Genomic DNA, 24,058 nt, shown 5'->3' with positions numbered 1-24,058 from the left:
ATATTTGCTGACCCGGGCTTATAACGGCCCGCGCAGTACCCGACAATCCCACGGCACCAGATTGAGTGAACGGGCCACCGGCGAACCGGCAATCAGATCTTCAAGCCCGGCAGGCAGATCGACCGTTTGCGTGCGCGCGGTAAAGTTTTGCAGGAAAATAAACGAATGAACGCCATCGGTGCGACGGTGCGCGGTGACGCCCGGCGGGAAGTCGGTGGCCAGCGCGCGCGGCAGCGCCAGACGGGTAATCAGCGCGCCGTAGAAGTCGCGATGAAACGCCAGATCGTTGCGTGATGCGATATACCACGCCTTGCCCGCGCCGACGCTGTTCACCGTGACCGCCGGTTGACCGGCATAGAAATCACTCTCGTAGCTCGCCAGCGCGGTGGCGCCTTCCAGATGAATATGTTCGCACAGCTCGCGCGCCTGATAGGGCCCGCTCAGGCCAAGCAGGTTGCCGCTGATGCCGCGCACCGCATTGAATTCGCCCTCTGCCAGGCTGTCGATCTCTTCTGACCAGATGCCGAGCAGCGGCCGCAGCGGCCCCGGAAAGCCGCCGAGATGGCAGAGATCGCTTTCGTTAACGATGCCGCTCCAGTAGCTGGCGACAAAGTGCCCGCCGTTTTCAACAAAGCGCTGGGCGCGCCCGGCAAAGCCGTCGCGTACCATATAGAGCATCGGTGCGATCACCAGCGAATAGCCGCTGAAATCGACGTCGGCATTGATCACATCCACCGCCACGCCCTGTTCCCAGAAGGCGCGATAATGTTCCGTTACCGTACGCTCATAGTGCAGGCCGATGTTGCGCGGGCCCTGAGCGTTGTCCATCGCCCAGCGGCTTTCCCAGTCAAAAATGATCGCCACTTTTGCGTCGACGCGGCTGCCCTGCACCGGCGTCATTGCGGCCAGCATGCGGCCCAGTTCGCTGACTTCGCGGCCCACGCGGGTATCAAGATGGCCGACGTGATCCACCACCGCACCGTGGAACTTCTCCACCGAGCCGCGGCTTTTACGCCACTGGAAGTACTGCACCGAATCGGCACCGTGTGCCACCGCCTGCAGCGACGACAGAATGTGCATGCCCGGCTTTTTCAGCTTGCTGGTGGGTTGCCAGTTGGTGGCGCTCGGCGTTGACTCCATCAGCACAAATGGCTGGCCCTGCTTCAGGGTGCGCATCAGATCGTGATACATCGCCGTGTAGCAGGCGAGCGTGGTTTCATCTTTCTCGTTGTGCCAGGTTGGATAGCTGTCCCAGGAGATAAAATCCAGCGGCTGCGCCAGCTTCCAGTAGTCGTAGTCGTAGAAATACTCCATGAAGTTAGTGGTAGCCGGCAGGTCGGGATTCACCGCCTTCAGGGGTTTGATCTCTTCGGCGCAAAAATCGGTGACCTGATCGGTCATAAAGCGCCGCCAGTCGAGGTTCAGGCCGTGAATCGACATTTCACCCTGCGGTGACGGCGAGGCGATTTGTGACCAGTCGCTGTAGGTGTGGCTCCAGAAATCGCTCCACCAGGCGTGGTTCAGCTTATCCAGCGTCTCGTAGCGCTGTTGCAGCCAGCCGCGGAAGGCGCTCTGACAACGTTCGCAGTGGCACTCACCGCCATATTCATTGGAGATGTGCCAGCCAATCACCGCCGGATGGTGCGCATAACGGTCGGCCAGCGCGCTGTTCATCTCCCTGACCTTTTGCCGGTAAACCGGCGAGGTCATGCAGTGATTATGGCGGCCACCGTGCAGCGCCGGTACGCGATCGCGCCCGACGCGCAGCACTTCCGGGTATTTCTGCGACATCCATGCCGGACGCGCGCCGCTTGGCGTGGCGAGAAACACTGCAATATTGTTCTGCTGAAGCTTATCCAGCAGGCTGTCCAGCCAGGCAAAATCGTACTCGCCATCGGCGGGCTCGAGCTTCGCCCAGCTAAAGATGCCAACCGACATCACGTTGCAGTGTGCCTGTTTCATCATTTCAATGTCTTTATCAACGATGCCCGGCGTCTGCGTCCACTGTTCCGGGTTGTAGTCCGCGCCATGCAGTAACGCATTAACTCTGGCGCTTAGCGGTGGAAATTTACTCATAGAATCCTCAGAGATGTCAGCAACATCAGCCATTACGCCAATGGATTAATGGAATACCTGAATTGACGGCAGCACTTTTCCCTGGCAGTCGAACAGCGCCTGGTTCTCGCGGGCATTGCCCTGTTTCCACTCGTCGTGGATGTACTTCATGCCTTCCGGCGTAGCCCAGGTGTTGCCGGGAACCGCAATCCACGTTGGTTCCCAGTAAACAAGACCTTTGCCGCGGTGGTCAGGCACCGACCGGATCGCCTGCATTAAATCGCGCAGATAGGCGGTTTGCCCGGCGACGGTGGCGGGATAACCGCCATCCTTCTCCTCTTTCGCCTGGAAGCTGTTTTCCGCGCTGTCGCAGTTGTCGAGGGTCCAGGCGTAGGCGGCTTCCACCACCATCACATCTTTTTGATAGCGCTGGCTGATGTCGTCCATGTTGGCTTTCAGCGCCGAAATCGGGCCGTTCCAGTAGGTGTACATCGACAGGCCAATCACATCGAACGGCACCTGGCGTTTAGTGATCTCATCAAACCACCAGCGGAACATGTCGTTTTTGGTGCCCTCCGCGAGGTGCAGCATGATTTTTACCTGACCGGGATCGCTGAGGTTGTCGCGCACGCCGCTGATGCCCGCTTTTAACAGCGCCGCCAGCCGGTCAAACTCACCGCCGTTTTGTCCCCAGCTTTTGCCGTCCGGCCAGAGCATGCCGCCGTTCAGCTCATTGCCGATCTGCACCATCTCCGGCATCACGCCAGCCTGTTTGAAACGAGCAAGCGTGTCGCGGGTGTAGTCATGCACCTGCTTTTCCAGCTGCGGAAAGGTCAGCTTTTCCCAGGCTTTGGGTTTGAACTGCTTGCCGGGATCGGTCCAGAAATCGCTGTAGTGCAGGTCGAGCAGCAGCTGCATGCCCTGCGCTTTGCCGCGCTTTGCCAGCGCCAGCGTGGTCTCCAGGTCGTTGGTGCCGCCGCCGTAGGCTTTGCCGCTGGCGTCACGGGGATCAACCCACAGGCGCAGGCGCAGCGTGTTGATGCCGTTGGCCTTGAGAATGGCGATCGGATCCTGCTGCTGGTTAGCGGCGTTATAGAATTTGCCGCCCTGTTTCTCCAGCTCCGGCAGGGTGGAGATATCCGCGCCTTTCACGAAATCCACCGGCGTGGCGGCGAACAGCGGTGTTGCCCAGGCCAGCGCCAGGGCAATAAGAAGTGGTTTTATCTGCATGAGTTATCCCTTGGTACTGCCCGATGTCAGCCCGGACACGAAGTATTTCTGTAGGGCGAGATAGAGAATGGCGACCGGTACGGCAATCAGCACCGCGCCCGCGGCGTAGGTGGTGTAGCTGGCACCCATTTTCTGCGACACCAGGTTGTACAGGCCGATCGGCAGCGTGAACTGCTCCGGCGTGCGCAAAATGGTGCTGGAGAGAATGAAATCGCCCAGCGGACCGGTGAACGAAAACAGTGCCACCACCGCCAGAATCGGCTTGGAGAGTGGCATGATGATCTCAATGAAGATGCGGAAATTGCCCGCGCCGTCCATACGTGCCGACTCATCGAGATCGCGCGGAATGGCGTCGAGGTAGCCTTTCATCAGATAGGTGTTCATCGGGATCATGCCGCCCACGTAAATCAGCACCAGCGCCATGTGGCTGTTGATCAGTCCGAGCAGCTGCGACAGCACAAAGATGGCAATCAGCGCTGAGAACTGCGGGATCATCTGCAGCAGCAAAAACAGCATCAGCCCGTTCTGCCGACCCTTAAAGCGAAAGCGCGAAAAGGTGTAGGCGGTACAGCTGACGCTGATCAGCGTCAGCACCATGGTCATGAAGCTGATTTTCATCGAGTTCCAGTACCAGGTGAGATAAGGCACCGTGCCGTCAAACAGGTTGCGGTAGTGCTCCACCGAACCGTTTTCCGGGATAATAGAGCTGCTCAGCAGGCTGTTACCGGCGTTAAATGAGGCGCCAACCGTCCACAGCAGCGGATAGATAATAATGGTGGAAACGGCGATCACCACCAGCCACGTCAGTGACAGGCGCAGCCATTTTTCCCGTTTAATACTGGCAGATTTCGACATATTGCTTCCTTACGCCATCTCATCTTGCTTGAACGATTTCGTCGCGCGGAACTGCCACAGCGCCAGACCGACCACAAAAATCGACAGCAGAATGGTGATGGTGGCGGCAATCGCATATTGCGATGACGACATGGTCAGCTTGTAGATCCACGACACCAGAATATCGGTGCCGCCCGCATTGGAACCCGCCACCGCCGGCCCGCCGTTGTTGAACAGGTAGATGATGTTGAAGTTATTAAAGTTGAAGGTGTATTGCGTGATGATGATCGGCGCAATCGCATAGAGCACCAGCGGCAGCGTGATGGTTTTCAGCCGCGTCCAGGCGCTGGCGCCATCCATGATCGCCGCTTCATAGAGATCTTCCGGAATCGCCTGCAGCACGCCGGTGGTCATGGCGAACACAAACGGGAAGCCGAGCCAGGTTTGCATCATGATCAGCGCTACCTTGCTCCAGAACGGATCGGTCATCCAGGCTTTCGGCGCTATGCCGAAGAAATCGAGAATCGCGTTGTTAATCACGCCAAAGCTGTCGTTGAACATGCCGGCAAACACCAGAATGGTGACAAAGCCCGGCACCGCCCACGGCAGAATGAAAATGGTACGAATCAACGGTTTGAAGCGCAGGTCTTTCTGGTTAACCAGAATCGCCAGCATCACCCCGACCGTACACTGCAGCGTGGTCGCCAGCAGCGTCCAGACCACCGTCCATTGCAGCACGTCAAAGAAGGTGGAGCGCCAGATCGACAGGGTAAAAATGTTGATAAAGTTCTTAAAACCAACCCAGTCAACCAGCTTCGCCGGTGGCGTGTGATAGAGGTTGTAGTTGGTAAAAGCGATGGAGAAGCCGAACAGAATCGGAAACACCACCACAAAGACCAGCAGGATAAAGCCGGGCGAAATCATCAGGTAAGGAAAGCCTTCGCGCAGCAGCAGCTGATACTGCTTGCGGATGCTGTGCAGCTGCTCGCCCTCATCGCGGCGGCGGCCATTGAGCCAGGCGTCACGAAACGATAAACCCCAAATCGTCAGGCCAAAGGCGATCACCAGCACGCTGATGATCCCCTCTGCCAGCAGGAAAATCGAGTTATCGCGCGGTACCACGTCACCCAGCGTCGCCAGCCCCCACAGCCCTTCGCGCAGGAAGTCATGAAACACGCCGACAAAGCTGGTCAGCAGCAGCAGAAAACAGAGCCCCTTGGCCCACTGGCGATGATAAAACTGGCCGAAACCGGGCAGCAGCGCGAGCAGCAGCCCTGTGACGGCATGTCGGTGCGGACGCCCGCCGGGCGCCAGCTTTTCACTGGAAGATAACATCACTGGTCGATCCTTATCCGTGCGGGTGCCCGCAACGATGGCTTACTGGTTGCTGGCCTGCATGGCTTCGATTTGCATGGTGATTTGCTTCACGGCGTTATCCAGCGCCGCTTTCGGCTCTTCTTTGCCCGACACGCTCAGCTCCAGCGCGGCGTTAGCCGGTCCCCACACTTCCTGCATTTCCGGCACGCCCGGCATCGCCGACGCGCGCTCCGCCTGCAACGCTACGGCGCTGGCCTTTTCATCATCTTTGATGATCGGGTCGTTCATCAGCGCGACCACCGGTGGAATTTCCTGGGTTTTCTGGAAGCGTACCTTCACGTACTGCGGCTGATTGATGAAGTTAATGAACTGCTGCGCCAGGGTTTTGTCCTTGCTCCAGGTGGAGACCACGTAGCCTTTCACGCCGAGGAACGAGCTCATCGGTTTGCCGTTGGGCAGCAGCGGCAGTGGCGCAACGCCGTAGTTAATGCCCGCCGCCTGATAAGGCTGGAACGCCCACGGGCCGTTGATCACCGCCGCAGCTTTTTTCTCGGTAAACAGCGAATCGATGGCGTTCAGGCCGTTGTCGCCAAGGATGCCGCGCGGCAGCAAGTCTTCAGTGAAGAAGCTTTTCAGGTAGCTCACCGCCGCCACGCTGCCCGCGGTGTTGAGGCCCACGTCTTTGGTGTTAATCAGCCCTTTGCTGTCTTTGCCAAAGATGTAGCCGCCCATCGGCGCAATCGCACCCCAGCTGTAATAGATCTGATCAAATTTGGCCAGCAGGCCGTAGCGCTGCGCCTCGCGGGCTTTCTTTGAAAAGGCGCGGTATTCATCCAGCGATTTCAGCGGCGACGGCAGCAGATCTTTGTTATAAATCAGCACCAGTGTTTCTACCGCCTTCGGTACGCCGTAGACCACGTCGCCCTGCTTAAACGCCGCCATTGCCGACGGCGTATAGGCCGCCTGCTGGCTGGCATCCAGGGTTAGCGGGCTTAATAAACCTTGTACCACCGAGCTGCCGAGCTGATCGTTAGGGATCACCAGCACGTCCGGGCCGATGCCCGCCGGGCCATCCAGCCGCAGCTTTTCAATCTGCTGAGCAAAAGGCATCTCCTGCACTTTTACTTCCACGTTGTACTGCTTCTGGAAGTCAGCAATGGCGGTTTTAATGCCGTCCGATTTTTTAATATCTTCCCAGACGGTGAGCTGTTGAGCGGCATGCGCCATCTGGCTCATCGCCAACGCGGATAACAGCAAGGTAACCGTGGTTTTTATTCTCATTGCGAACTCCATGTGAAGGTATGACATTTTAGCCATTTTCAATCGCTGCCGTGGCACAGGTCGCCACCTCGTTTTCGCGTTAGAAAGGGGAATGTATGCTCCGCCATCGGCGTGTTGAGGCCATACGCTACGCGCAAGCCGCCAGCCGCTCCAGCCCGGCTTTTCTAATATGTGATCCGTATTACAAAAATGGAAGCATGCCCTAGGGCGCACCGGATGACGGCGTTATAGTCAGGCCATGTTTCATCAGCCCTGGCGGCAGAATTGGCGGATTGTTACACGTAATACACAACATCACGCCACCCGCCTCTACCCTCAAGGATTAGCATGTCCAGCATCAGACTACGAAACGTCGCCAAACGCTTTGGCAAAACGGAAACGCTGAAAAACGTTCAGCTGGATATTGAAGATGGTGAGTTCACGGTGTTTGTCGGGCCATCGGGCTGCGGTAAATCCACGCTGCTGCGGCTGATTGCCGGGCTGGAAGAGGTTAGCGAAGGTGAAATCCTGATCGGTGATGAGCTGATGAACGACGTGGCGCCCTCACACCGCGGCGTGGCAATGGTGTTTCAGTCCTATGCGCTCTATCCGCACATGACGGTGGCGGAGAACATGGGCTATGGCCTGAAGGTCAACGGCGTGGCAAAAGATCAGATTCGCCATCAGGTGGAGATGGTGTCGAAAACCTTGCAGCTGTCGCACCTGCTGGATCGCAAACCTAAACAGCTCTCCGGTGGACAGCGCCAGCGCGTGGCGATTGGTCGCGCCATCGTGCGTAATCCGCGGGTGTTTATGTTTGATGAGCCGCTTTCTAACCTGGATGCCGAACTGCGCGTCGATATGCGCCTGCACATCGCCAAACTGCATCAGGAGCTGAAAACCACCATGGTTTATGTGACGCACGATCAGGTGGAAGCGATGACGCTGGCCGACAAAATCGTGGTGATGAATTACGGCAAGGTCGAACAGGTGGGTTCGCCGATGGAACTCTATTACAACCCGGTGAATCGTTTTGTCGCTGGCTTTATCGGCTCGCCCAAGATGAACTTCCTGCCGGCTAAAGTGAAAAGCTGCAACCCGGCGGCGCTGGTGGTGGAGATCAACGACGGTGAGCACAGCTTCGCGCTGCCCGCGCCGTCGCGCATGCTCAGCGCCGGTGAGCCGCTGATGCTCGGCATTCGCCCGGAGCATTTGCAGGTGGGCGGCGAAGGTACGTTAACCCTCGATTTCCACTGCGAAGTGGTGGAACGTCTTGGCAACAACACCTATCTGTTTGGACAGAGCCACGGCTACGACGGTTTTAAGATGCTGCTGCCGGGCGATGTCCACTTCCGCCCTTATCAGACGTTGCGTCCGGCGTTTCATCCACATCAGTGCATGGTGTTCGACGAGAGCGGCCTGCGCATCAGCAGCGGTATCGTGCTGCCGGAAAATCAGGTCGGTTAATGCGCCGTACTGGCCCACGGGTGTTAAACCGCAGTAAATAAAATGTGACGTAAACGTTCTTAAGCCAATTTAATTTTCAACTGAGCATAAATTAAACGCTCACCATGACGATAGTAATGACAAGACCACGCACAACTGGTTGCACGGAACGCATCTTTTTTGTCATTGACCTCTGTCCCCCTCATGGTGAACGTTATGATTTTTGCACGGTTCAACGATATCAAAATAGGCAAGAAGCTGGCTGGCGGTTTTCTGGTGGTGATTGCCGCCTCGCTGGTGATCGCCCTCTTCGCCTTCAGCAGTTTTTCTAATATCAAAGATAACTCTGCCCGACGCAGCCTTACCGTTGAAATGGTGAATACGCTGAGCAAGGCACGCCTCAACCGCACGCTTTTCCAGTATACCCAGGATGAAAAGTACGCTCAGCTGAATGCCGAGGCGATGAATCAACTGTCAGTACACTACAGCAAGCTGGCGGCTTTCCACTGGAGCGATGAGGGCGCGGATAAAATTGCCTCCATTGGTGACACGCTGAGTCAGTACAAAGCGCAGCGTCAGAAGTTTGTTGACGTGTCAAAAGTGAAAGTTCAGGCAGCAACAGCGGTTAACGCGCAGCCATTGTGGGACGTAGCGCATCAGCTGGATGGCTTTGGCGTTGCCGCCGCACCGGAAGCAGCGATGCTGGCCGCGCGCATGGCCTCTGCGGTGAAAGAAGCTACGCTGCTGGCGCAGCAGTTCATCATCGCACCAACTGAAGAACTCCAGCAGCGCGCCATGGCAATCTCTGACGAGCTGGAAAAAATGACCTCGCAGCTGCAACCGCTGCTGCCTGCTGAGCAGCAAAGCGCACTGGTTGCGGCGATGGCAGTGATTGAACAGCACACCGCCGCCATGACCGCCTACATTACCGCCAGCACCACGCAAAATGCCGTGTCTGCCCAGCTGACTGATGCGGCAGGCAAACTGAACACCTCGGTAGCGGAGATTTTTGCCTATCAGTCACAGCTGTCGGCGGGATTTGTTAAAACCGCTGAGTGGCGCATTGCGGTCGCGTCCGGCGTGTGTATTCTGCTCAGCCTGCTGATCGCCTGGCGCATGACCCGCATCATCACCGTGCCGCTGGGTCACACGCTAAGCGCCGCACAACGCATCGCCAAAGGCGACCTGACGGTGGAACTCGATACTCAGCGTGGCGATGAGATTGGCCAGCTGATGCAGGCGGTTAACAGCATGAACCAGAGCCTGAAGGCGATTATCGTTAACGTGCGTGACGGCGTCAGCAGCGTGGCGCGCGCCTCGGCTGAAATCGCCGCGGGCAATGCCGATCTCTCTTCACGTACTGAACAGCAGTCTGCCGCCGTGGTGCAAACCGCTGCCAGCATGGAGCAGTTGACCTCAACGGTGAAACAGAATGCCGAGAACGCCCATCATGCCAGCCAGCTGGCAGCGGACGCCTCCACCAATGCCGGACGCGGCGGCGAGATCATCCAGAAAGTGATTAGCACCATGGATGGCATCAGCAGCAGCTCCGGTAAAATCGGCGAAATCATTTCGGTCATTAACAGCATCTCCTTCCAGACCAATATTCTGGCGCTGAACGCCGCGGTAGAAGCGGCTCGCGCCGGTGAACAGGGCCGTGGCTTTGCGGTTGTGGCGGGCGAAGTGCGCAACCTGGCGCACCGCAGCTCGGTAGCGGCCAAAGAGATTGAGGCGCTGATCAGCGATTCAGTCAATCGCGTCAGCGATGGATCGGCGCTGGTCAGCCGCGCCGGTGAAACCATGGCGGAAATCGTTCATTCGGTGAAACAGGTGCGCGATATCATGGGCGAAATTGCTGCGGCGTCCGATGAACAGAATCAGGGCATCAGCCAGATCGCTCAGGCGATGGCGGAGATGGACACCACGACGCAGCAAAACGCCGCGCTGGTGGAAGAGTCTTCTGCCGCGGCGGGCTCGCTGGAGTCGCAGGCAGAGCAGCTGGAGCAGGTAGTGGCGGTATTTAAAATCTCTGCCAACGAAAGCCCGGTGCGTCAGCCTGCAGCGGTAAGCAAGCCGCTGCGCCTGCAAGCGGCATCGCCTGCCGCCGATGCGGGCTGGGAAACCTTCTGATTTGTTCTGCCATCCAGCCGCTAACACACAAAAACCACGCCGCGGCGTGGTTTTTTTATGGCGCATCAAACGAATAAAGAGGTTAAACAATCTGCCAGCGGCCGCCTTTTTTGGGAGCTATACCCGTTCTGCTCGCCATTCGCTCAGAATCAGCGTCTGCCATAAGCGGCCCATACGCCCATTGCCATCGCTGAAATGCGTAAGCGATATCAAAACGGCACGACACGCTTCAGTTTTGAAGCCAATTTTAAAACGGCTTGCCCTGTTTTTCGTGCGTCATCCCGCCACTTTACACCGCGGCGCGAGGGTAGTCGCGGCTGGCGCTGACCAGCGTTTGCGTATAGGACTCGCGGGCACGATCGTGCAGCAGATCCTCCACATCCAGCGTCTCCAGCAGGCGGCCATACTGCATGACGCCGACGCGATGGCAGAGATGCGCAATAACGCCTAAATCGTGGGTCACCATCAGCCAGGTGAGCTGCTCCTGCTGCTGCAGATCGCTGAGCAGGTTGAGGATTTCCGCCTGGACCGAGACGTCGAGCGCCGAGGTCGGCTCATCCAGCAACAGCACACGCGGCTGCAAAATCAGCGCGCGGGCGATGGCGACGCGTTGCCGCTGACCGCCGGAGAGCTGATGCGGATAGCGGCTGCGATAGGCGCGGCTCAGCCCCACTTTCTCCAGCATCTCGCACACCTTTTTATCCTGCTGACCGATCTGATGGATATGCAGCGGCTCCTCAAGAATATCGCCAATGGTATGACGCGGATGCAGCGAGCCGTAAGGGTCCTGAAACACCATCTGTACCAGCCGACAGCGCTCACGGCCTATCTCATGGGCCAGCGGCGCACCGTTAATGGCCAGCTCGCCCTGCCAGTGGGTAAACAGCCCGGCCAGGCACTTCAGCACCGTGGTTTTGCCCGATCCGGATTCGCCCACCAGGCCAAAAATCTCGCCCTGATTCACCTCGAAGTTCACATCAAACAGCACCTGACTCGCCTGGGCATCTTCGCCAAAGCTGAGGTTCAGGTTACGCACCGCGATCATCGGTTCAGCCATGTTGCGTTCCTTATTCGGTCAGCCAGCTCGCCTGGCGTTGCAGCACCGGCAAACGCGGGCGCCGATGGTTCATGTCGGGCAGTGCATTAAGCAGGCCCTGGGTGTAAGGATGCTGCGCGCGATCGAGATCGGCGGCGGCGATCGATTCCACCACGCGCCCGGCGTACATCACCAACACCCGGTCGCAAAAATGCCGCACCAGATTCAGATCGTGGCTGATGAATATCAGCCCCAGGCCGCGTGATTTGACCAGGTCATCCAGCAGCTCCAGCACCTGCATGCGCACCGAGACGTCGAGCGCCGAGGTGGGCTCATCGGCGATCACCAGTTCAGGATCGGTGATCAGCATCATGGCGATCATGATGCGCTGCCCCTGCCCGCCGGAAATTTCGTGCGGATAGAGGTTATAGACCCGCTGCGGCTCACGGATGCGCACCACGTCGAGCATCTCAATCACCCGCGCTTTGGCCGCTGCCGCGCTGCTTTTGTGGTGGATGCGCCAGGCTTCGGCGATCTGCTCGCCAACGCAGAGCACCGGATTCAGCGAGTATTTTGGGTCCTGCATGATCATAGAAATGCGCTTGCCGCGAATGCCGCGCATCTCAGCCGCGCTGGCGTTGAGCAGATCGAACTCCCCGAAGCGCATCGCCTGCGCTGTGATGCGGGCTTTGGCCGGATGCAGCTGTAGCAGCGCGCGCCCGACGGTGGATTTACCGGAACCGGACTCGCCGACAATGGCCAGTTTTTCACGGCCCAGCTGAAACGAGACGCCGCGCACCGCCTGGGTGAGCTGACCGCCGGAGACAAAGCTGACATGCAGATCCTGCACATCGAGCAGCGGGCTATTCATTGCGGGGATCGAGGATGTCACGTAGGCCATCTCCTAAGAAGTTGAATGCCAGACTGTTGATCAGAATCGCCAGTCCCGGAACGGTTACCACCCACCAGCACTCCATCATGTAGCTGCGGCCGCTGGAGATCATGGCACCCCACTCCGGATCGGGCGGCTGCGCACCGAGTCCGAGAAAGCCGAGACCGGCAGCGGTGAGAATAATGCCCGCCATGTTCATGGTGATGCGGATAATCACCGACGGCATGCACAGCGGCAGAATATGGCGCGCCAGCACGCGTACCGATGAGGCACCCTGCAAGCGCACCGCGGAGATAAAATCCGCCTGACGCAACGACAGCGCTTCGGCTCGGGCCAGTCGCGCAATGGGCGGCCAGGCGGTGAGCGTAATGGCGATGACCACATGCTCAAGGCCAGGACCTAATGCGGCAACAAACGCCAGCGCCAGCACCAGGCTGGGAAAGGAGATAAAAATATCGGTAATGCGCATCAGCACCGCATCCACCTTGCCGCCAAAATAACCGGCGGTGATGCCCAGCAGCAGGCCAAGCGGCCCGACGGTCACCGACACCAGCAGCACGATGTAGAGCGTGATGCGCGAGCCATAAACCAGCCGACTGAAAATATCGCGCCCAAACTCGTCGGTGCCAAACCAGTGGGCGGCACCCGGCGGGCTCAGCGCGTTGTTGAGATCCTGCACCAGCGGCGAGTATGGCGCGATCCACGGTGCAAACAGCGCGACGATCATCAGCAGCAGCACAATGCTGCCGCCAATGGCGGTCAGTGGATTGCGCGCCATTAGCCAGAGAAAATGGCCAATGCGCGTGGCGCGGCGCCGCAGGCGGGCGAGCCGCTCGCTGCCGCTGTTAAAAGAGGAGTCCAGCGAAACGGTCATACTTTAGTCCTCGGATCAAAGACCTGATACAGCAGGTCGGAGAAGAGATTGAGCAGCACAAAAATCACGCCCACCACCAGCACGCAGCCCATCACCGCGTTCATGTCGCCCAGCATCAGGCTGCTGGTGAGATAGGAGCCAAAGCCGGGCCAGGAAAATACGGTTTCGATCAGCACCGCGCCCTCCAGTAGCGAGCCATAGGCCAGCGCTACCACCGTCAGCAGCTGCACCAGAATATTGCGGAAGGCGTGATGCCAGATCACCTGCCATTCGCTCAAGCCTTTAACCCGCGCGGTGATGACAAATTCCTGCGACAGCTGCGCCAGCATAAAGCTGCGCGTCATGCGGCTGATGTAGGCGAGCGAGTGAAAACCGAGCAGCGAGGCGGGCAAAATCAGATGGTTGAGCGCGCTGCGCAGTACCGCGCCGTTACCTGCCAGAATAGCGTCAACCACCAGCAGCCCGGTATGACGCGTGACCTGGCCATCAAGGCTGAGATCGACGCGTCCGGCGCCGCCGACCCAGCCAAGCGCAGCGTAGAACACCAGCAGCCCGACCATGCCGACCCAAAATATCGGCGTTGAGTAGCCCGCCAGGCTGACAATGCGTACCGCGTAATCGGCCAGGCTGTTACGGCGCGCCGCCGCCAGCACACCAAGCGGAATGCCCAGCCCGGCGCCGATGATGATCGCCAGCGTCGCCAGCTCCAGCGTTGCCGGAAAGACGCGCAGGATGTCGCTGCTCACCGGCTTGCCGGTTAACAGGGCATTACCGAGATCGCCCTGCAGCAGTGATTGCAGATAGATCAGAAACTGCATCCACAGCGGGCGATCGAAGCCGAGCTGGTGATAAACCTGCTGATAGGTGGCGTGATCGGCATCGGGGCCGACAATCGCCAGCACCGGATCCACCGGCATCACTCGGCCAATGAAAAAGGTCAGCACCAGCAGGCCAAACAGCGTAATGGCGATATGCAACAGGCGTCGACTGAGCCGCCTGGCGCGGTTAGCGGTAAATAACGCAGCAGCGGTCATGGCGTCTCTCCTGATGGGGCATCAGCGGTTTTATAGACATCGCGCAAGAAGGTAGTGGCGGAAGGATGCGGCTGAAAATCACGCACGCGGTTGCTGACCACCACCGAATCCACCATCTGCGAGACCGGAATCAGCGCCGGAATCAGCTGGTCATACCGGCGCTGAATGGCGTGATAATCCTGCTGCTGTTTCGCCGCGTCGCGCTCCAGCAGCGCGCTGTCGATCGCCTTGTTCAGCCCGGCGTCGTAAAAGCCGGTGCGCCAGCCCTGAAAGTTGGTCAGGCGCGCGGCGTCGCTGTTATCCGGGTTATAGACCAGCGCACGCAGGCTGGAATGTGGATGCGGCTCCACGCCGCTGCCGCCGCGCCCGACCAGCATGTCGAACCGGCGCTCGCGCATCGCGCCGTAAATCTGGTTGCCGGTGCCGGTGATGATTTTGGCGCGAATGCCCGCCTGCATCAGCGTCGACTGCACCGCAATGGCGATATTAAGAAACGGCTGATCGGCCAGGACGCGCAGCGTGGTGTCAAAGCCCTGCGGATAGCCCGCCTCGGCCAGCAGACGTTTGGCTTTTTCAACGTTGAGCCGGTAGCCAGGATCGGGCAGCGTCGCCGGACCGCTCTGAATCGGCCGCTGGTGCAGCTCGCCATACCCGGCCATCAGCGCCCTGTTAATGCCCTGATAATCGATAAGATAACGCACCGCCTCACGTACTTTGGCGTTGGCAAAGTGCGACTCCTTCATGCTCATCGCCACGTAGTAGATGGTGCCTTTTTTCACCGCGTCGATGGTGACATCTGGATCGTGGCGCAGCGCGCGTAGATCGGCCATCGCCATGTTGCTGGCAACATCCAGATCGCCCTTTTCCATCATTAGCCGCAGCGTCTGCGACTCCTGAAAATGGCGATACACCACGCGCGACAGCTTGATGTCGCCACGCCAGTAATCAGCATTACGGTTCATGCGCAGCACATCTTTCGCCTGCCAGGTATCGAGGGTAAACGGCCCTGAACCCGCCTCATGAGTGGTCAGCCAGCGGTTACCCCAGTCGCCATTCTGCTCGTGGCTTTTCACCGTGGCGCTGTCGAGTACGGAACCGCTGCCCAGAGCGGCCAGCGAATAGAGCACCAGATTAGGATCGTTGGCTTTCGGCAGCTGGATGACCACGGTGTAATCGTCCGGTGCGGTAACCATCTCATCGACGTTCTTTTTGCTGAAGCCGTATGATTTCCACACCGACGCCTGCGCCAGATTCAGGTGCAGGATGCGGCGCATCGACCAGACGACATCCTGCGCGGTCAGCGGATTGCCGGAGTGAAACTTGACGTCTTTGCGCAGCTGGAAGGTCAGCCGATCGCGCGCCTCATTGACCTGCCAGCTGCTGGCCAGTGCCGGCCGTACCTCGGTGAGCCGGTTGGGGTCCAGCTCGATCATCGAGTCGTAGAGATTCACCACGATGCCCACCACCTCGTTGCCGGTCATTGCCGCCGGATCGAGGGTCAACAGGTTGTTCATGTTCATGCCGATGATCAGCTGATCGGGCGGCGTGCGCGCCTGCAGCGAGGGAACAGAAATCAACATCAGGAGCGCAAACAGCCACGCCCCGGTACGGGAGCCAGTGTTCATGTTGTCACTTCCAGCAGGTTCAGGGAGGATCAGGCGATGTTGCGCACCGCGTGGCTGTCGATATAGTCGAAGTTGATATCTTCACCGAGGCCAGGTCGCGTTGGCAGGTGCACAAAGCCCTGCTCATCCATCGGATCGACCAGCGCATTGAGGTACGCCGGCACCTCGTCGTAATCAAGGAACGGATGCAGCAGCCCGCGCTCGTACCAGCGGCAGTTACGAATCGCGCCAACCACCGCCAGGCTCGCGGCACCGTTGCCGTGTACCTCACAATCCATGCCGAACGCCTCGGCCAGCGCCGCCACTTTCATGGTCGGTGAAATGCCGCCAACGCCGTTGGCTCCGGCGCGCAGAATGTCGCAGGCACCCGCTTTTACCCAGTCGGCGCGGCTGTGATGCTTGCCGCCGAGGCTCTCCGGGCCGATCACGTCAATCGACAGGTTGTCGGCCAGCCAGACATAAGATGACATGCTCTCTTCCTGCATCGGCTCTTCAAACCAGGCAAAATCGAGCTTCTCCAGCGCCTTACCGATAGTTAACGCTTCGCTGCGGCTGTACCAGTGATAGCCGTCAATCATCAGGGCGATATCCGGCCCGACCGCTTCCCGCACCGCGGCGCAGGCTTTGATATCCATTTTTGGGTTAGGGGCAAACGAGACCGGCGGCATCCAGGTGTGCAGTTTGATCGCCTGATAGCCGCGCGCCACCAGCTTGAGGGCGAACTCGGCGTACTCGTCCGGCGTCGACAGGCCGCCTTTCAGCTCGTCGCCGCACATGGTGCTGCCGTAAGCGGGCACCTTTTCGCGATAGCCGCCCAGCAGTTTATGTACCGGCATATTGAGTTTGCGGCCGATCAGATCCCACAGCGCCTGCTCAACAAACGACAGCGCGCGCTCGGTCAGCTGATGGGCGCTGCCGCGCTGCCAGTGCACCAGATCCTGCCACAGCCGCTCGCGGTCAAACGGATTCTGGCCCACCAGCACCTTTTTGAAAAAGGCGTTCACCACGTGCGGTCTGACGACCTCTGGCGGCGCAAAAGAGTATCCCTGTGCGCCCTCGTCGGTGCTGATGGTGAGCATCGCCATGCTGGCCTGCGACATCTCGCCGGGATGGGAATGGCCGGCGCTGTCGACGCTGCGGCGTGTGGGATAGGTAAAAACGGTGACGCTGACATCGGTAATTTTCACGGTGTGCTCCCTTATACAGTATCCTGTAACGTCATTTTTAAAACGTCGTTTCATTTACAATATAAACAGGAATCACTGGCTAATCGTTAGCCAAAGCGTGGTGATTAACGGCCAATTGTTGGGCAACTGCCCTGGCTGGTGTGAGCATTTTCACGAAATGTTACCGGTTTGTGATCGTCCGCACGGCGCGCGAAAACGGCGAAAACCACGCGACAGAGAGAAGGTAATGATGAAGCGCAGAATTGGGCAGAGGCATGAAAAGCAGCAGCCCGGCGGGAGCCGGGCTGCTGCGCATGACGAAAGTGAAAAGAGGATCAGGAGAAGCGGTATTCCTGTTCCAGCTGCTGCCACAGCAGTTGCGAGGCATCCTGCTTTTTAGTCACCAGCAGCAGATCGTAATCCTGTTTGCCTATCAGCCAGATATGGTGACGGCCAGGCAAATTTACCGAAATCAGGCTCTCCTCAACCGCGTCGAGGATCTCTTCCTGAAGAGCGGGCTGTCCATACGTTGTCATACAATTCCTGCAATGATGAAAGTCATGCGGCAAACGCGCCGCTGTATGACATAGTTATAGCGGAAATTTACCTGTCCGATCGCCAGGACAGGGCTCAATCTCCGCTTATTTCTCAGCATGGCGCTGGCACTGCCCGCAGAATCAGAAAAAGCCTAGCGGCTCAGTGCTGTAGCTCACCAGCAGATTTTTGGTTTGCTGATAGTGATCCAGCATCATCTTGTGCGTTTCACGGCCGATGCCCGATTTTTTGTAACCACCAAAGGCGGCGTGCGCCGGGTAGAGGTGATAACAGTTGGTCCAGACACGCCCCGCTTTGATGGCACGACCGACGCGATAGGCGCGGTTGATGTCGCGCGTCCAGACGCCCGCGCCAAGGCCGTATATGGAGTCGTTGGCGATAGCGATCGCCTCCGCTTCATCTTTAAACGTGGTGATGCCGATCACCGGTCCGAAAATCTCCTCCTGAAATACGCGCATGGTGTTGTTGCCCTTCAGCAGCGTAGGCTGAATGTAATAACCGGTCGCCAGCCCGCCTTCCAGTTTCTCCACGCCGCCGCCGGTCAGCACCTCGGCACCTTCCTGGCGAGCGATATCGAGATAGGAAAGGATTTTATCGAACTGCTGCTGTGACGCCTGCGCGCCCACCATGGTTTCGCTGTCCATGGGATCGCCGCGTTTGATGGTGGCGATGCGTTTCATTACTGCCGCCAGGAACGGCTCGTAAATCGATTCCTGCACCAGCGCGCGCGAAGGACAGGTACAGATTTCTCCCTGATTGAGGAAGCCCAGCACCAGCCCTTCTGCAGCCTTCTCAATAAACGACGGTTCCGCCTGCATGATGTCTTCAAAGAAGATGTTAGGTGATTTGCCGCCCAGCTCAACGGTGGATGGGATCAGGTTTTTCGCCGCCAGCTCCAGAATATGGCCGCCGGTGGCGGTTGAGCCGGTAAAGGCGACCTTGGCGATGCGCACGTTGCCTGCCAGCGCTTCACCCGCTTCGCGGCCAAAACCGTGAATCACGTTCAGCACGCCCGGCGGCAGAATATCTTTAATCAGATCCACAAACAGCGTGATCGACAGCGGCGTCTGCTCGGCCGGTTTCAGCACCACGCAGTTGCCCGCGCCCAGTGCCGGGGCGAGCTTCCACGCCGCCATCAGCAGCGGGAAATTCCACGGTATAATCTGCGCCACCACGCCCAGCGGCTCATGAAAATGGTAGGCCGCGGTAAATTCGTCGATCTCCGCTGCGCTGCCCTCCTGCGCACGCAAACAGCCGGCGAAATAGCGGAAATGATCCACCGCCAGCGGCAGATCGGCGGCCAGCGTTTCGCGCACCGGCTTGCCGTTATCCCAGGTTTCGTTCACCGCCAGCCGCTCCAGGTTCTCTTCCAGGCGATCGGCAATTTTCAGCAGCAGCAGCGAGCGTTGCTGTACCGAGGTTTTCCCCCAGCTTTCGGCGGCGGCGTGTGCGGCATCCAGCGCGCGCTCAACGTCTTCTTTATCGGAGCGCGGAAATTCACCAATCACCGATCCGTTAACCGGCGAGGTGTTGGTGAAGTAGTTGCCCTGCACCGGCGGCACAAAGGCGTTGTTGATGAAGTTTCCGTAGCGCTGGCGCAGCTGGATCAGCGAGTCAGTTTCGGTGGGATAGGCGTAGCGCATGGTCAGGCTCCTTACAAAGCGGATAGGTGTAACAATCGGATAACTATTAATTAACATTAATCGCTGTGCGCAGCCTGTCAGATTCGCGCTGAAAAAACTGTGACGGCCGCAAAAAGAAATGCAGTCGGAGAGAATGGCGTGAGCAAGATTTGTCTGACTTTTCGGGTCATTACTGCTTACAAGGGAACTTGCTCACTGAGCGTGGTCAACAAGCCAAACGGCGTTCGTTTTCAGCGAGTTTACCCGGAGGTTAGATGTTGGCTTCAGCCATGACGTTAATGCGTACGAAGGCCGATTTTATCCGGCAGTTTATCCGTAACCCACGCCATATGGGCAGTATCACTCCCTCTTCGCAGGCGCTGTGCCGGGCAATGGCGCAGGAAGTTGACTGGTCAGCCGCGCATCGCATCGCCGAACTGGGCGCGGGCGATGGCGTACTGACGCGCGTGCTGCTGCAAAATATGCTGCCGCAGTCCGCGCTGGAAGTGTTTGAGATCAGCCCGCCGCTGGTGCAAAAACTGCGTCGCATTGACGATCCGCGTTTGCAGGTGCGCGACTGTTCCGCCGAGCTGATGGAGGGCCATTATGATGTGATCATGTCTGGCCTGCCGCTGCTCTCGCTGCCGCCGCAGACCCGCCAGGCGATTTTGGCCGCCGCGCATCGTGCGCTGGCGCCTAACGGCGTGTTTGTGCAGTTTCAGTACACCTCGCTGACGCAGGCCGATCTGTCACGCTATTTCACCTGGCAGCGGCGTCGCGTGCTGCGCAATATGCCGCCCGCCTGGGTCTATCGCTGCACCCGCCATTTCCGTACCTGATGGCGTAAAAAGCAGCAACGGTAACGCCGTGAGATCGCTGAATTAATTTGAATGTGAAGGGCAAATCTCTTCACTATGCGCTGGCACGCTTTTCACGCACACTCAACGGATTGCCCTGAAACCTGAGGAAAGAAACGTGAATAACGTCAAAAAATTACTGCCACTGCTGGTACTCTCAACCTTATGGGCGCCCCTGACCCACGCGGCGCCGGTCAGCTATCAGCTGAACCCGGAGCACACGTCGGTGGTGGTGGCCTGGAATCACTTCGGCTTCTCTCATCCTACTGCCTATATCGCTAACACAACCGGTACGCTGGTGTTTGATAAGGCGCAGCCGGAAAAATCTAAAGTCGACGTGACGCTGCCGATCACCCAGATTGACAGCCATGTACCTGCGCTGACCAAAGAGTTTAAGGGCGCGGACTATTTTGATACCGCCAAATACCCTACCGCCACCTTTCACAGCACCCGCGTGACGGCCAAAGGCGACAACAAATTTGACGTTGAAGGTAATCTGACCCTGAAAGGCATCACTAAACCGGTGACGCTGCATGCGACGCTGAACAAGCAGGCCGAGCACCCAATGGTGAAGAAAGAGGCGATCGGTTTTGACGCCACCGGCACCATCAAACGCTCCGATTTCAAACTGGACAAATATGTGCCAGCGGTGGGCGATGACGTTACGCTGACCCTTTCTACCGAAGCCTACGCGAAGTAAGCTTTGCGCTCCGCGTCTGCCCTGACGCGGAGTCTGTTTTCTCTCCCGCCTCGACGTTATCCCGGCCGTCTGTTTTACATCAGGCAACATAATTGCGTTAACAATCACACCGTTGCGGCAATTTACACGCTATGATAATGCCAGCTATGCCTTTTCAGGGATGAGCATTGCGTTCATCCATACTTCAGGAGCTGTCATGTTTACTCATGTAATGATTGGTACCAACGATATTGAAGGCGCGAAAAGATTCTATGATGCGGTGCTCGGCGTGATTGGCGCGGGTGAAGGCGTGTTTAACACCGCCGCGACTGGCCACGTCAGGCTGTTTTATCGCCATGAAGGCAACACGTTTTGTCTCAGCGAACCGATCAACGACGAGCCGGCTACCCCAGCTAACGGCGGCACCCTCGGCTTCAAGTGTGATTCCGAAGCGCAGGTGCAGGAATTTTACGATGTGGCCGTGCAGCATGGCGCCACGCCAGTCGAAGCGGAACCCGGCCTGCGTAACGGCAGCACCGGCCCGGTCTTTCTGGCCTACGTGCGCGATCCCGATGGCCACAAGCTGTGTGCACTTTACCGTCCACAGTAAGTCACCCGTTAACTGCGGCGTCATCCGCAGTTTTCTCCTGTTTTATCTGGAAAACTTATGATCGTCCTCACCGGAATTTTACGCTGCGCCACTCAGGCAGAAGCGGATATCGTGCGTCGTCTGCTGCCTGAACATACACGCCTTACCCACGCCGAAACCGGCTGCCTCGCGTTTGAGGTCACCGTCACCGATGACCCGCTAATTTGGCGCGTGGAAGAGCAGTTCAGCGATCGCGAGACCTTTGCCGCGCATCAGCAGCGCACCCGTGCCTCCGCCTGGGGCGAAGCAACCCGCGCCATTGTGCGCGAGTATGAGATAACGGAAGTGAACGCGGAGTGACGCAAATCCCTTAACGGGCAGCGGCGGCGGGTAAGGTTTGCTGCTGGCACTGCTGCCAGAAATCGGTTAACAGCTGGCGCGCCCAGTCGGGCTGCGGCATCTGCGGTACGGCAGCCGTGCTCGTTTCGGGCAGGCAGGCGCGCATAATCTCGGCGGAAAACTCAGGGTGGAACTGCACCGACAGCATCTGCGGCGAATAACGCAATATCTGACACCCTTCCAGCGCTGAATGCGCCAGCACCTGCGCACGCTGCGGTGGACGCAGCACCGACTGACGGTGCGACAGCCACACCGGAAAACGTGCGGGTAATGGCAGGCTGGCATCATGCAGTTCAATGTCGATCAGCCCGCGTTCCCAGCCGCGCGGATTGTCACCGACCTCGCCGCCCAGCGCCCAGGCGATCAGCTGGTGGCCGTAGCAGACGCCAAACAGCGGCAACGCCTCTTCCGTCCCCGCCCGAATCCAGGCGGCGGTGCGCTCGCTCCACTCCAGATGATCGGTAACCATAGCCCACGAGCCGCTGAGAATGGCGCCGCTGACCGCGTTGAAATCGGGCAGCGCCTCGCCAAGATGCGGGCGAACGATAATATAATCCTCTGGCTGCAGCGCCAGCGCATCGATGAACCACTGCGCCTGCTCACCAATTTTTTCCGCCACATGCGGCGGCGGCACCTCGAGTTGAATTAAAGCCAGCGGTAAAACAGCAGAATGGGTCATGCGGCGTGATTCCTCAGAACAGCGAGTGATAAGACCAGTTTGCCAGCATCCTGCTGCCGCGTCTCATCGCTTTTCGCAATATCATTATGCAAAAATCACAAAAGGCCGCCGCTAAAAAAAATGTGACCTCGCTCACCTGCAGGTCGCGGATCGTGCCATGATAATAAGGTCAATTCACAACTGAAACAGTAAGGACAGACCGTTGGCACTGCGTCACTTTTTTCTGGTCATCATGGTGGTTTCGCTATGGGCATTCAATAACGTCGCGGTGAAATGGGGCTTGCAGGAGCTGCCGCCGCTGTTTCTCACCCTGATGCGCTTTGTCGTGGTCGCGATTATTCTGGTGCCCTTCTGCCGCATCTCGCGGTCACAGCTGCGCTTTCTGTTGCCGCTGGCGTTTACCTTTGGCTTTATGCACTTTTCGCTGCTGTTTGTTGGCATGAGTTTTACCGATGCCGGCACCGGCGCCATCGTGGTGCAGCTCGGTACGCCGATCGCCATGCTGCTGGCAATGGCCATTCTCAAAGAGCGTCTGTCGCCGATTCAGCTGCTGGGCATTGCGATATCGCTGAGCGGCGTGGTGGTGCTGACCGGCAGTCCAACCATTCCCGCGTGGTGGGTGTTACTGATCCTGCTGTGCAGCGCCTGTGGCTGGGCGATCAGTAATCTGATTGTGAAGACTTCGCCGCCGATTAAACCCCTGACGCTGACCGCCTGGATCTCCTTTCTGGCGATTCCGATTGTTGGCAGCGCGTCGTGGATTATGGAATCCCACCAGCTGTATGCGCTGAGCCACGCTGGCTGGCACGGCTGGTTTGGCATTTTATACAGCGCCATCTGTTCGTCGATTCTCGCCTATTCGGTCTGGTACTGGCTGCTGCGCAAATATAACGTCAATCTGATCATGCCCTATTCACTGCTGACGCCGGTGCTGTCAGTGATCATGGGCGTGCTGGTGCTGGGCGACAGCATGAATTCTTTCAAGATTTTTGGTGCGCTGCTGGTGATTGCGGGAACGGCGATTGCGGTGATTAATCTGCGAAATTTGCGTATGCATGCGCGTTTTCCACGCCTGCGGTTACGTCGACATAAATAGGTGATCAGCCTCTGCCGCACACGGCGGCAGAGGTTATCCGTTACTCAGCCTGCGGCGCTGACTCTTCGTTCAACTCATCGTACATCGCCTGAATCGCTTCGCGGCTCAACGCGGCCAGCGTGCGGTAAAACGGCGTCGTGGCATGCGCTTCTACTTTGCCCAGAAACGCGCCACACCACGGCAGCAGATAGTCGTTGAACAGCGCCAGCTGCGCCGCCGATTCATCCTCTTCAGACTGATCTTCCAGCCATGAGGCCGCCAGCAGCAGCACGCCGAAATGATCGGCTGGCGCGTCGGTCAGCGGCATGCCGCGCTCGCTGAGGAAGGCACGAATATCCGCCTCAGTTGCGCCCTGCTCCCACTGTGATGCATACGGCGGCACGCTGCATTCGCTGCCCACAAACAGCGCATTGTAGTCAGCGGCCAGCGCCTGGGGATCGCTGTTATCCTGCAAACGCGTCAGCAGCTCATCCTGCTCCAGCGGCCACTGCTCCTTGAGTTTGCCTTCTTTCAGCAGGGCAAACAGCGGTACCAACAGCGGATCCTGGGGCTGGCGATTGAACAGCGAGCCGAGCACGCGACAGATAACGGAAAACTCATTCATACAGCGATTCCTTAAGAGATAAACAGGCGGGCTGCCACAACGGGCGCGACAGCGCGCCATTTAACACGCGATCGCCCGG

Annotated in this window: 22 protein-coding genes; 7 read left to right on the top strand and 15 right to left on the bottom strand. The window is 58.3% G+C overall.

Annotated features, from left to right (window positions below):
* Positions 1 to 18 precede the first annotated feature (18 nt).
* From EM595_RS07680 to EM595_RS07660, 5 genes are read right to left on the bottom strand one after another with little or no spacing between them, the layout of a single operon-like run.
* Entirely contained in the window at positions 19 to 2,076 is a 2,058-nt protein-coding gene (locus EM595_RS07680) for a beta-galactosidase (protein ID WP_067435266.1), read from the bottom strand.
* Between the two features lie 45 nt (positions 2,077 to 2,121).
* Complete coding sequence (locus EM595_RS07675; protein WP_067429906.1) at positions 2,122 to 3,285, bottom strand: glycoside hydrolase family 53 protein; 1,164 nt, start codon at positions 3,283 to 3,285, stop codon at positions 2,122 to 2,124.
* Positions 3,286 to 3,288: 3 nt separating this feature from the next.
* Positions 3,289 to 4,140: a sugar ABC transporter permease gene (locus EM595_RS07670; RefSeq protein WP_067429904.1), complete on the bottom strand. Its 852-nt coding sequence runs from the start codon at positions 4,138 to 4,140 to the stop codon at positions 3,289 to 3,291.
* 9 nt (positions 4,141 to 4,149) lie between these two features.
* Positions 4,150 to 5,457 (bottom strand): carbohydrate ABC transporter permease, encoded by a 1,308-nt coding sequence (locus tag EM595_RS07665; RefSeq protein WP_067429901.1) that lies wholly within the window; start codon positions 5,455 to 5,457, stop codon positions 4,150 to 4,152.
* Positions 5,458 to 5,496: 39 nt separating this feature from the next.
* Positions 5,497 to 6,717, bottom strand: coding sequence for an extracellular solute-binding protein (locus tag EM595_RS07660; protein ID WP_067429900.1), 1,221 nt, complete (start codon positions 6,715 to 6,717; stop codon positions 5,497 to 5,499).
* Between the two features lie 327 nt (positions 6,718 to 7,044).
* Between EM595_RS07660 and EM595_RS07655 the strand changes: the two genes are divergently transcribed.
* Positions 7,045 to 8,163, top strand: a complete 1,119-nt coding sequence (locus EM595_RS07655; RefSeq protein ID WP_067429898.1) for an ABC transporter ATP-binding protein — start codon at positions 7,045 to 7,047, stop codon at positions 8,161 to 8,163.
* Positions 8,164 to 8,358: 195 nt separating this feature from the next.
* The gene (locus EM595_RS07650) at positions 8,359 to 10,272 is read left to right on the top strand and encodes a methyl-accepting chemotaxis protein (protein WP_197608080.1); all 1,914 of its coding nucleotides are present in this window, start codon (positions 8,359 to 8,361) and stop codon (positions 10,270 to 10,272) included.
* Between the two features lie 289 nt (positions 10,273 to 10,561).
* On the opposite strand, the gene EM595_RS07645 is transcribed toward EM595_RS07650, so the two are convergent.
* The 8 genes from EM595_RS07645 to exaC form a co-directional block, all read right to left on the bottom strand.
* Positions 10,562 to 11,317 (bottom strand): ABC transporter ATP-binding protein, encoded by a 756-nt coding sequence (locus EM595_RS07645; protein WP_067435263.1) that lies wholly within the window; start codon positions 11,315 to 11,317, stop codon positions 10,562 to 10,564.
* A 22-nt stretch (positions 11,318 to 11,339) separates the two neighbouring features.
* Positions 11,340 to 12,200 (bottom strand): ABC transporter ATP-binding protein, encoded by an 861-nt coding sequence (locus EM595_RS07640; protein ID WP_067429892.1) that lies wholly within the window; start codon positions 12,198 to 12,200, stop codon positions 11,340 to 11,342.
* On the bottom strand, positions 12,172 to 13,074 hold the full coding sequence (locus EM595_RS07635; RefSeq protein WP_067429890.1) for an ABC transporter permease: 903 nt from the start codon (positions 13,072 to 13,074) through the stop codon (positions 12,172 to 12,174). Before EM595_RS07635 ends, EM595_RS07640 begins: the two co-directional genes overlap by 29 nt.
* Positions 13,071 to 14,108 carry an ABC transporter permease gene (locus EM595_RS07630; protein WP_067429887.1) on the bottom strand — a complete coding sequence of 346 codons (1,038 nt, stop codon included), beginning with the start codon at positions 14,106 to 14,108 and terminating at the stop codon, positions 13,071 to 13,073. Before EM595_RS07630 ends, EM595_RS07635 begins: the two co-directional genes overlap by 4 nt.
* Positions 14,105 to 15,733: an ABC transporter substrate-binding protein gene (locus EM595_RS07625; RefSeq protein WP_067429879.1), complete on the bottom strand. Its 1,629-nt coding sequence runs from the start codon at positions 15,731 to 15,733 to the stop codon at positions 14,105 to 14,107. Before EM595_RS07625 ends, EM595_RS07630 begins: the two co-directional genes overlap by 4 nt.
* A 29-nt stretch (positions 15,734 to 15,762) precedes the next feature.
* Positions 15,763 to 16,920: a mandelate racemase family protein gene (locus tag EM595_RS07620; protein ID WP_067429876.1), complete on the bottom strand. Its 1,158-nt coding sequence runs from the start codon at positions 16,918 to 16,920 to the stop codon at positions 15,763 to 15,765.
* Positions 16,921 to 17,234: 314 nt separating this feature from the next.
* Positions 17,235 to 17,435, bottom strand: coding sequence for a hypothetical protein (locus EM595_RS07615; RefSeq protein WP_067429873.1), 201 nt, complete (start codon positions 17,433 to 17,435; stop codon positions 17,235 to 17,237).
* Between the two features lie 141 nt (positions 17,436 to 17,576).
* Complete coding sequence (gene exaC, locus EM595_RS07610; RefSeq protein WP_067429870.1) at positions 17,577 to 19,097, bottom strand: acetaldehyde dehydrogenase ExaC; 1,521 nt, start codon at positions 19,095 to 19,097, stop codon at positions 17,577 to 17,579.
* A gap of 254 nt (positions 19,098 to 19,351) precedes the next feature.
* Here exaC and EM595_RS07605 point away from each other — a divergent pair, with 254 nt between their 5' ends.
* The 4 genes from EM595_RS07605 to EM595_RS07590 all read left to right on the top strand — a co-directional run bounded on the left by EM595_RS07605 (position 19,352) and on the right by EM595_RS07590 (position 21,561).
* Complete coding sequence (locus tag EM595_RS07605) at positions 19,352 to 19,915, top strand: class I SAM-dependent methyltransferase (protein ID WP_067429868.1); 564 nt, start codon at positions 19,352 to 19,354, stop codon at positions 19,913 to 19,915.
* Between the two features lie 136 nt (positions 19,916 to 20,051).
* The gene (locus tag EM595_RS07600) at positions 20,052 to 20,633 is read left to right on the top strand and encodes a YceI family protein (RefSeq protein WP_067429865.1); all 582 of its coding nucleotides are present in this window, start codon (positions 20,052 to 20,054) and stop codon (positions 20,631 to 20,633) included.
* A 196-nt stretch (positions 20,634 to 20,829) separates the two neighbouring features.
* Complete coding sequence (locus tag EM595_RS07595) at positions 20,830 to 21,222, top strand: VOC family protein (RefSeq protein WP_067429862.1); 393 nt, start codon at positions 20,830 to 20,832, stop codon at positions 21,220 to 21,222.
* A 57-nt stretch (positions 21,223 to 21,279) separates the two neighbouring features.
* Positions 21,280 to 21,561 (top strand): putative quinol monooxygenase, encoded by a 282-nt coding sequence (locus tag EM595_RS07590; protein ID WP_067429859.1) that lies wholly within the window; start codon positions 21,280 to 21,282, stop codon positions 21,559 to 21,561.
* Between the two features lie 10 nt (positions 21,562 to 21,571).
* Here EM595_RS07590 and EM595_RS07585 read toward each other — a convergent pair whose 3' ends face one another.
* A complete protein-coding gene (locus EM595_RS07585; RefSeq protein WP_067429856.1) occupies positions 21,572 to 22,279 on the bottom strand; it encodes a glutamine amidotransferase in 708 nt (235 codons plus the stop codon).
* A 202-nt stretch (positions 22,280 to 22,481) separates the two neighbouring features.
* Here EM595_RS07585 and EM595_RS07580 point away from each other — a divergent pair, with 202 nt between their 5' ends.
* Positions 22,482 to 23,375 carry a DMT family transporter gene (locus EM595_RS07580; RefSeq protein ID WP_067429853.1) on the top strand — a complete coding sequence of 298 codons (894 nt, stop codon included), beginning with the start codon at positions 22,482 to 22,484 and terminating at the stop codon, positions 23,373 to 23,375.
* Positions 23,376 to 23,415: 40 nt separating this feature from the next.
* Here EM595_RS07580 and EM595_RS07575 read toward each other — a convergent pair whose 3' ends face one another.
* The gene (locus tag EM595_RS07575) at positions 23,416 to 23,979 is read right to left on the bottom strand and encodes a TorD/DmsD family molecular chaperone (protein ID WP_067429852.1); all 564 of its coding nucleotides are present in this window, start codon (positions 23,977 to 23,979) and stop codon (positions 23,416 to 23,418) included.
* Positions 23,980 to 24,058: the final 79 nt, after the last annotated feature.

This window comes from Duffyella gerundensis, assembly GCF_001517405.1.
Taxonomy (GTDB): Bacteria; Pseudomonadota; Gammaproteobacteria; order Enterobacterales; family Enterobacteriaceae; genus Duffyella; species Duffyella gerundensis.
This window is presented reverse-complemented; position numbering and strand designations above follow the sequence as displayed.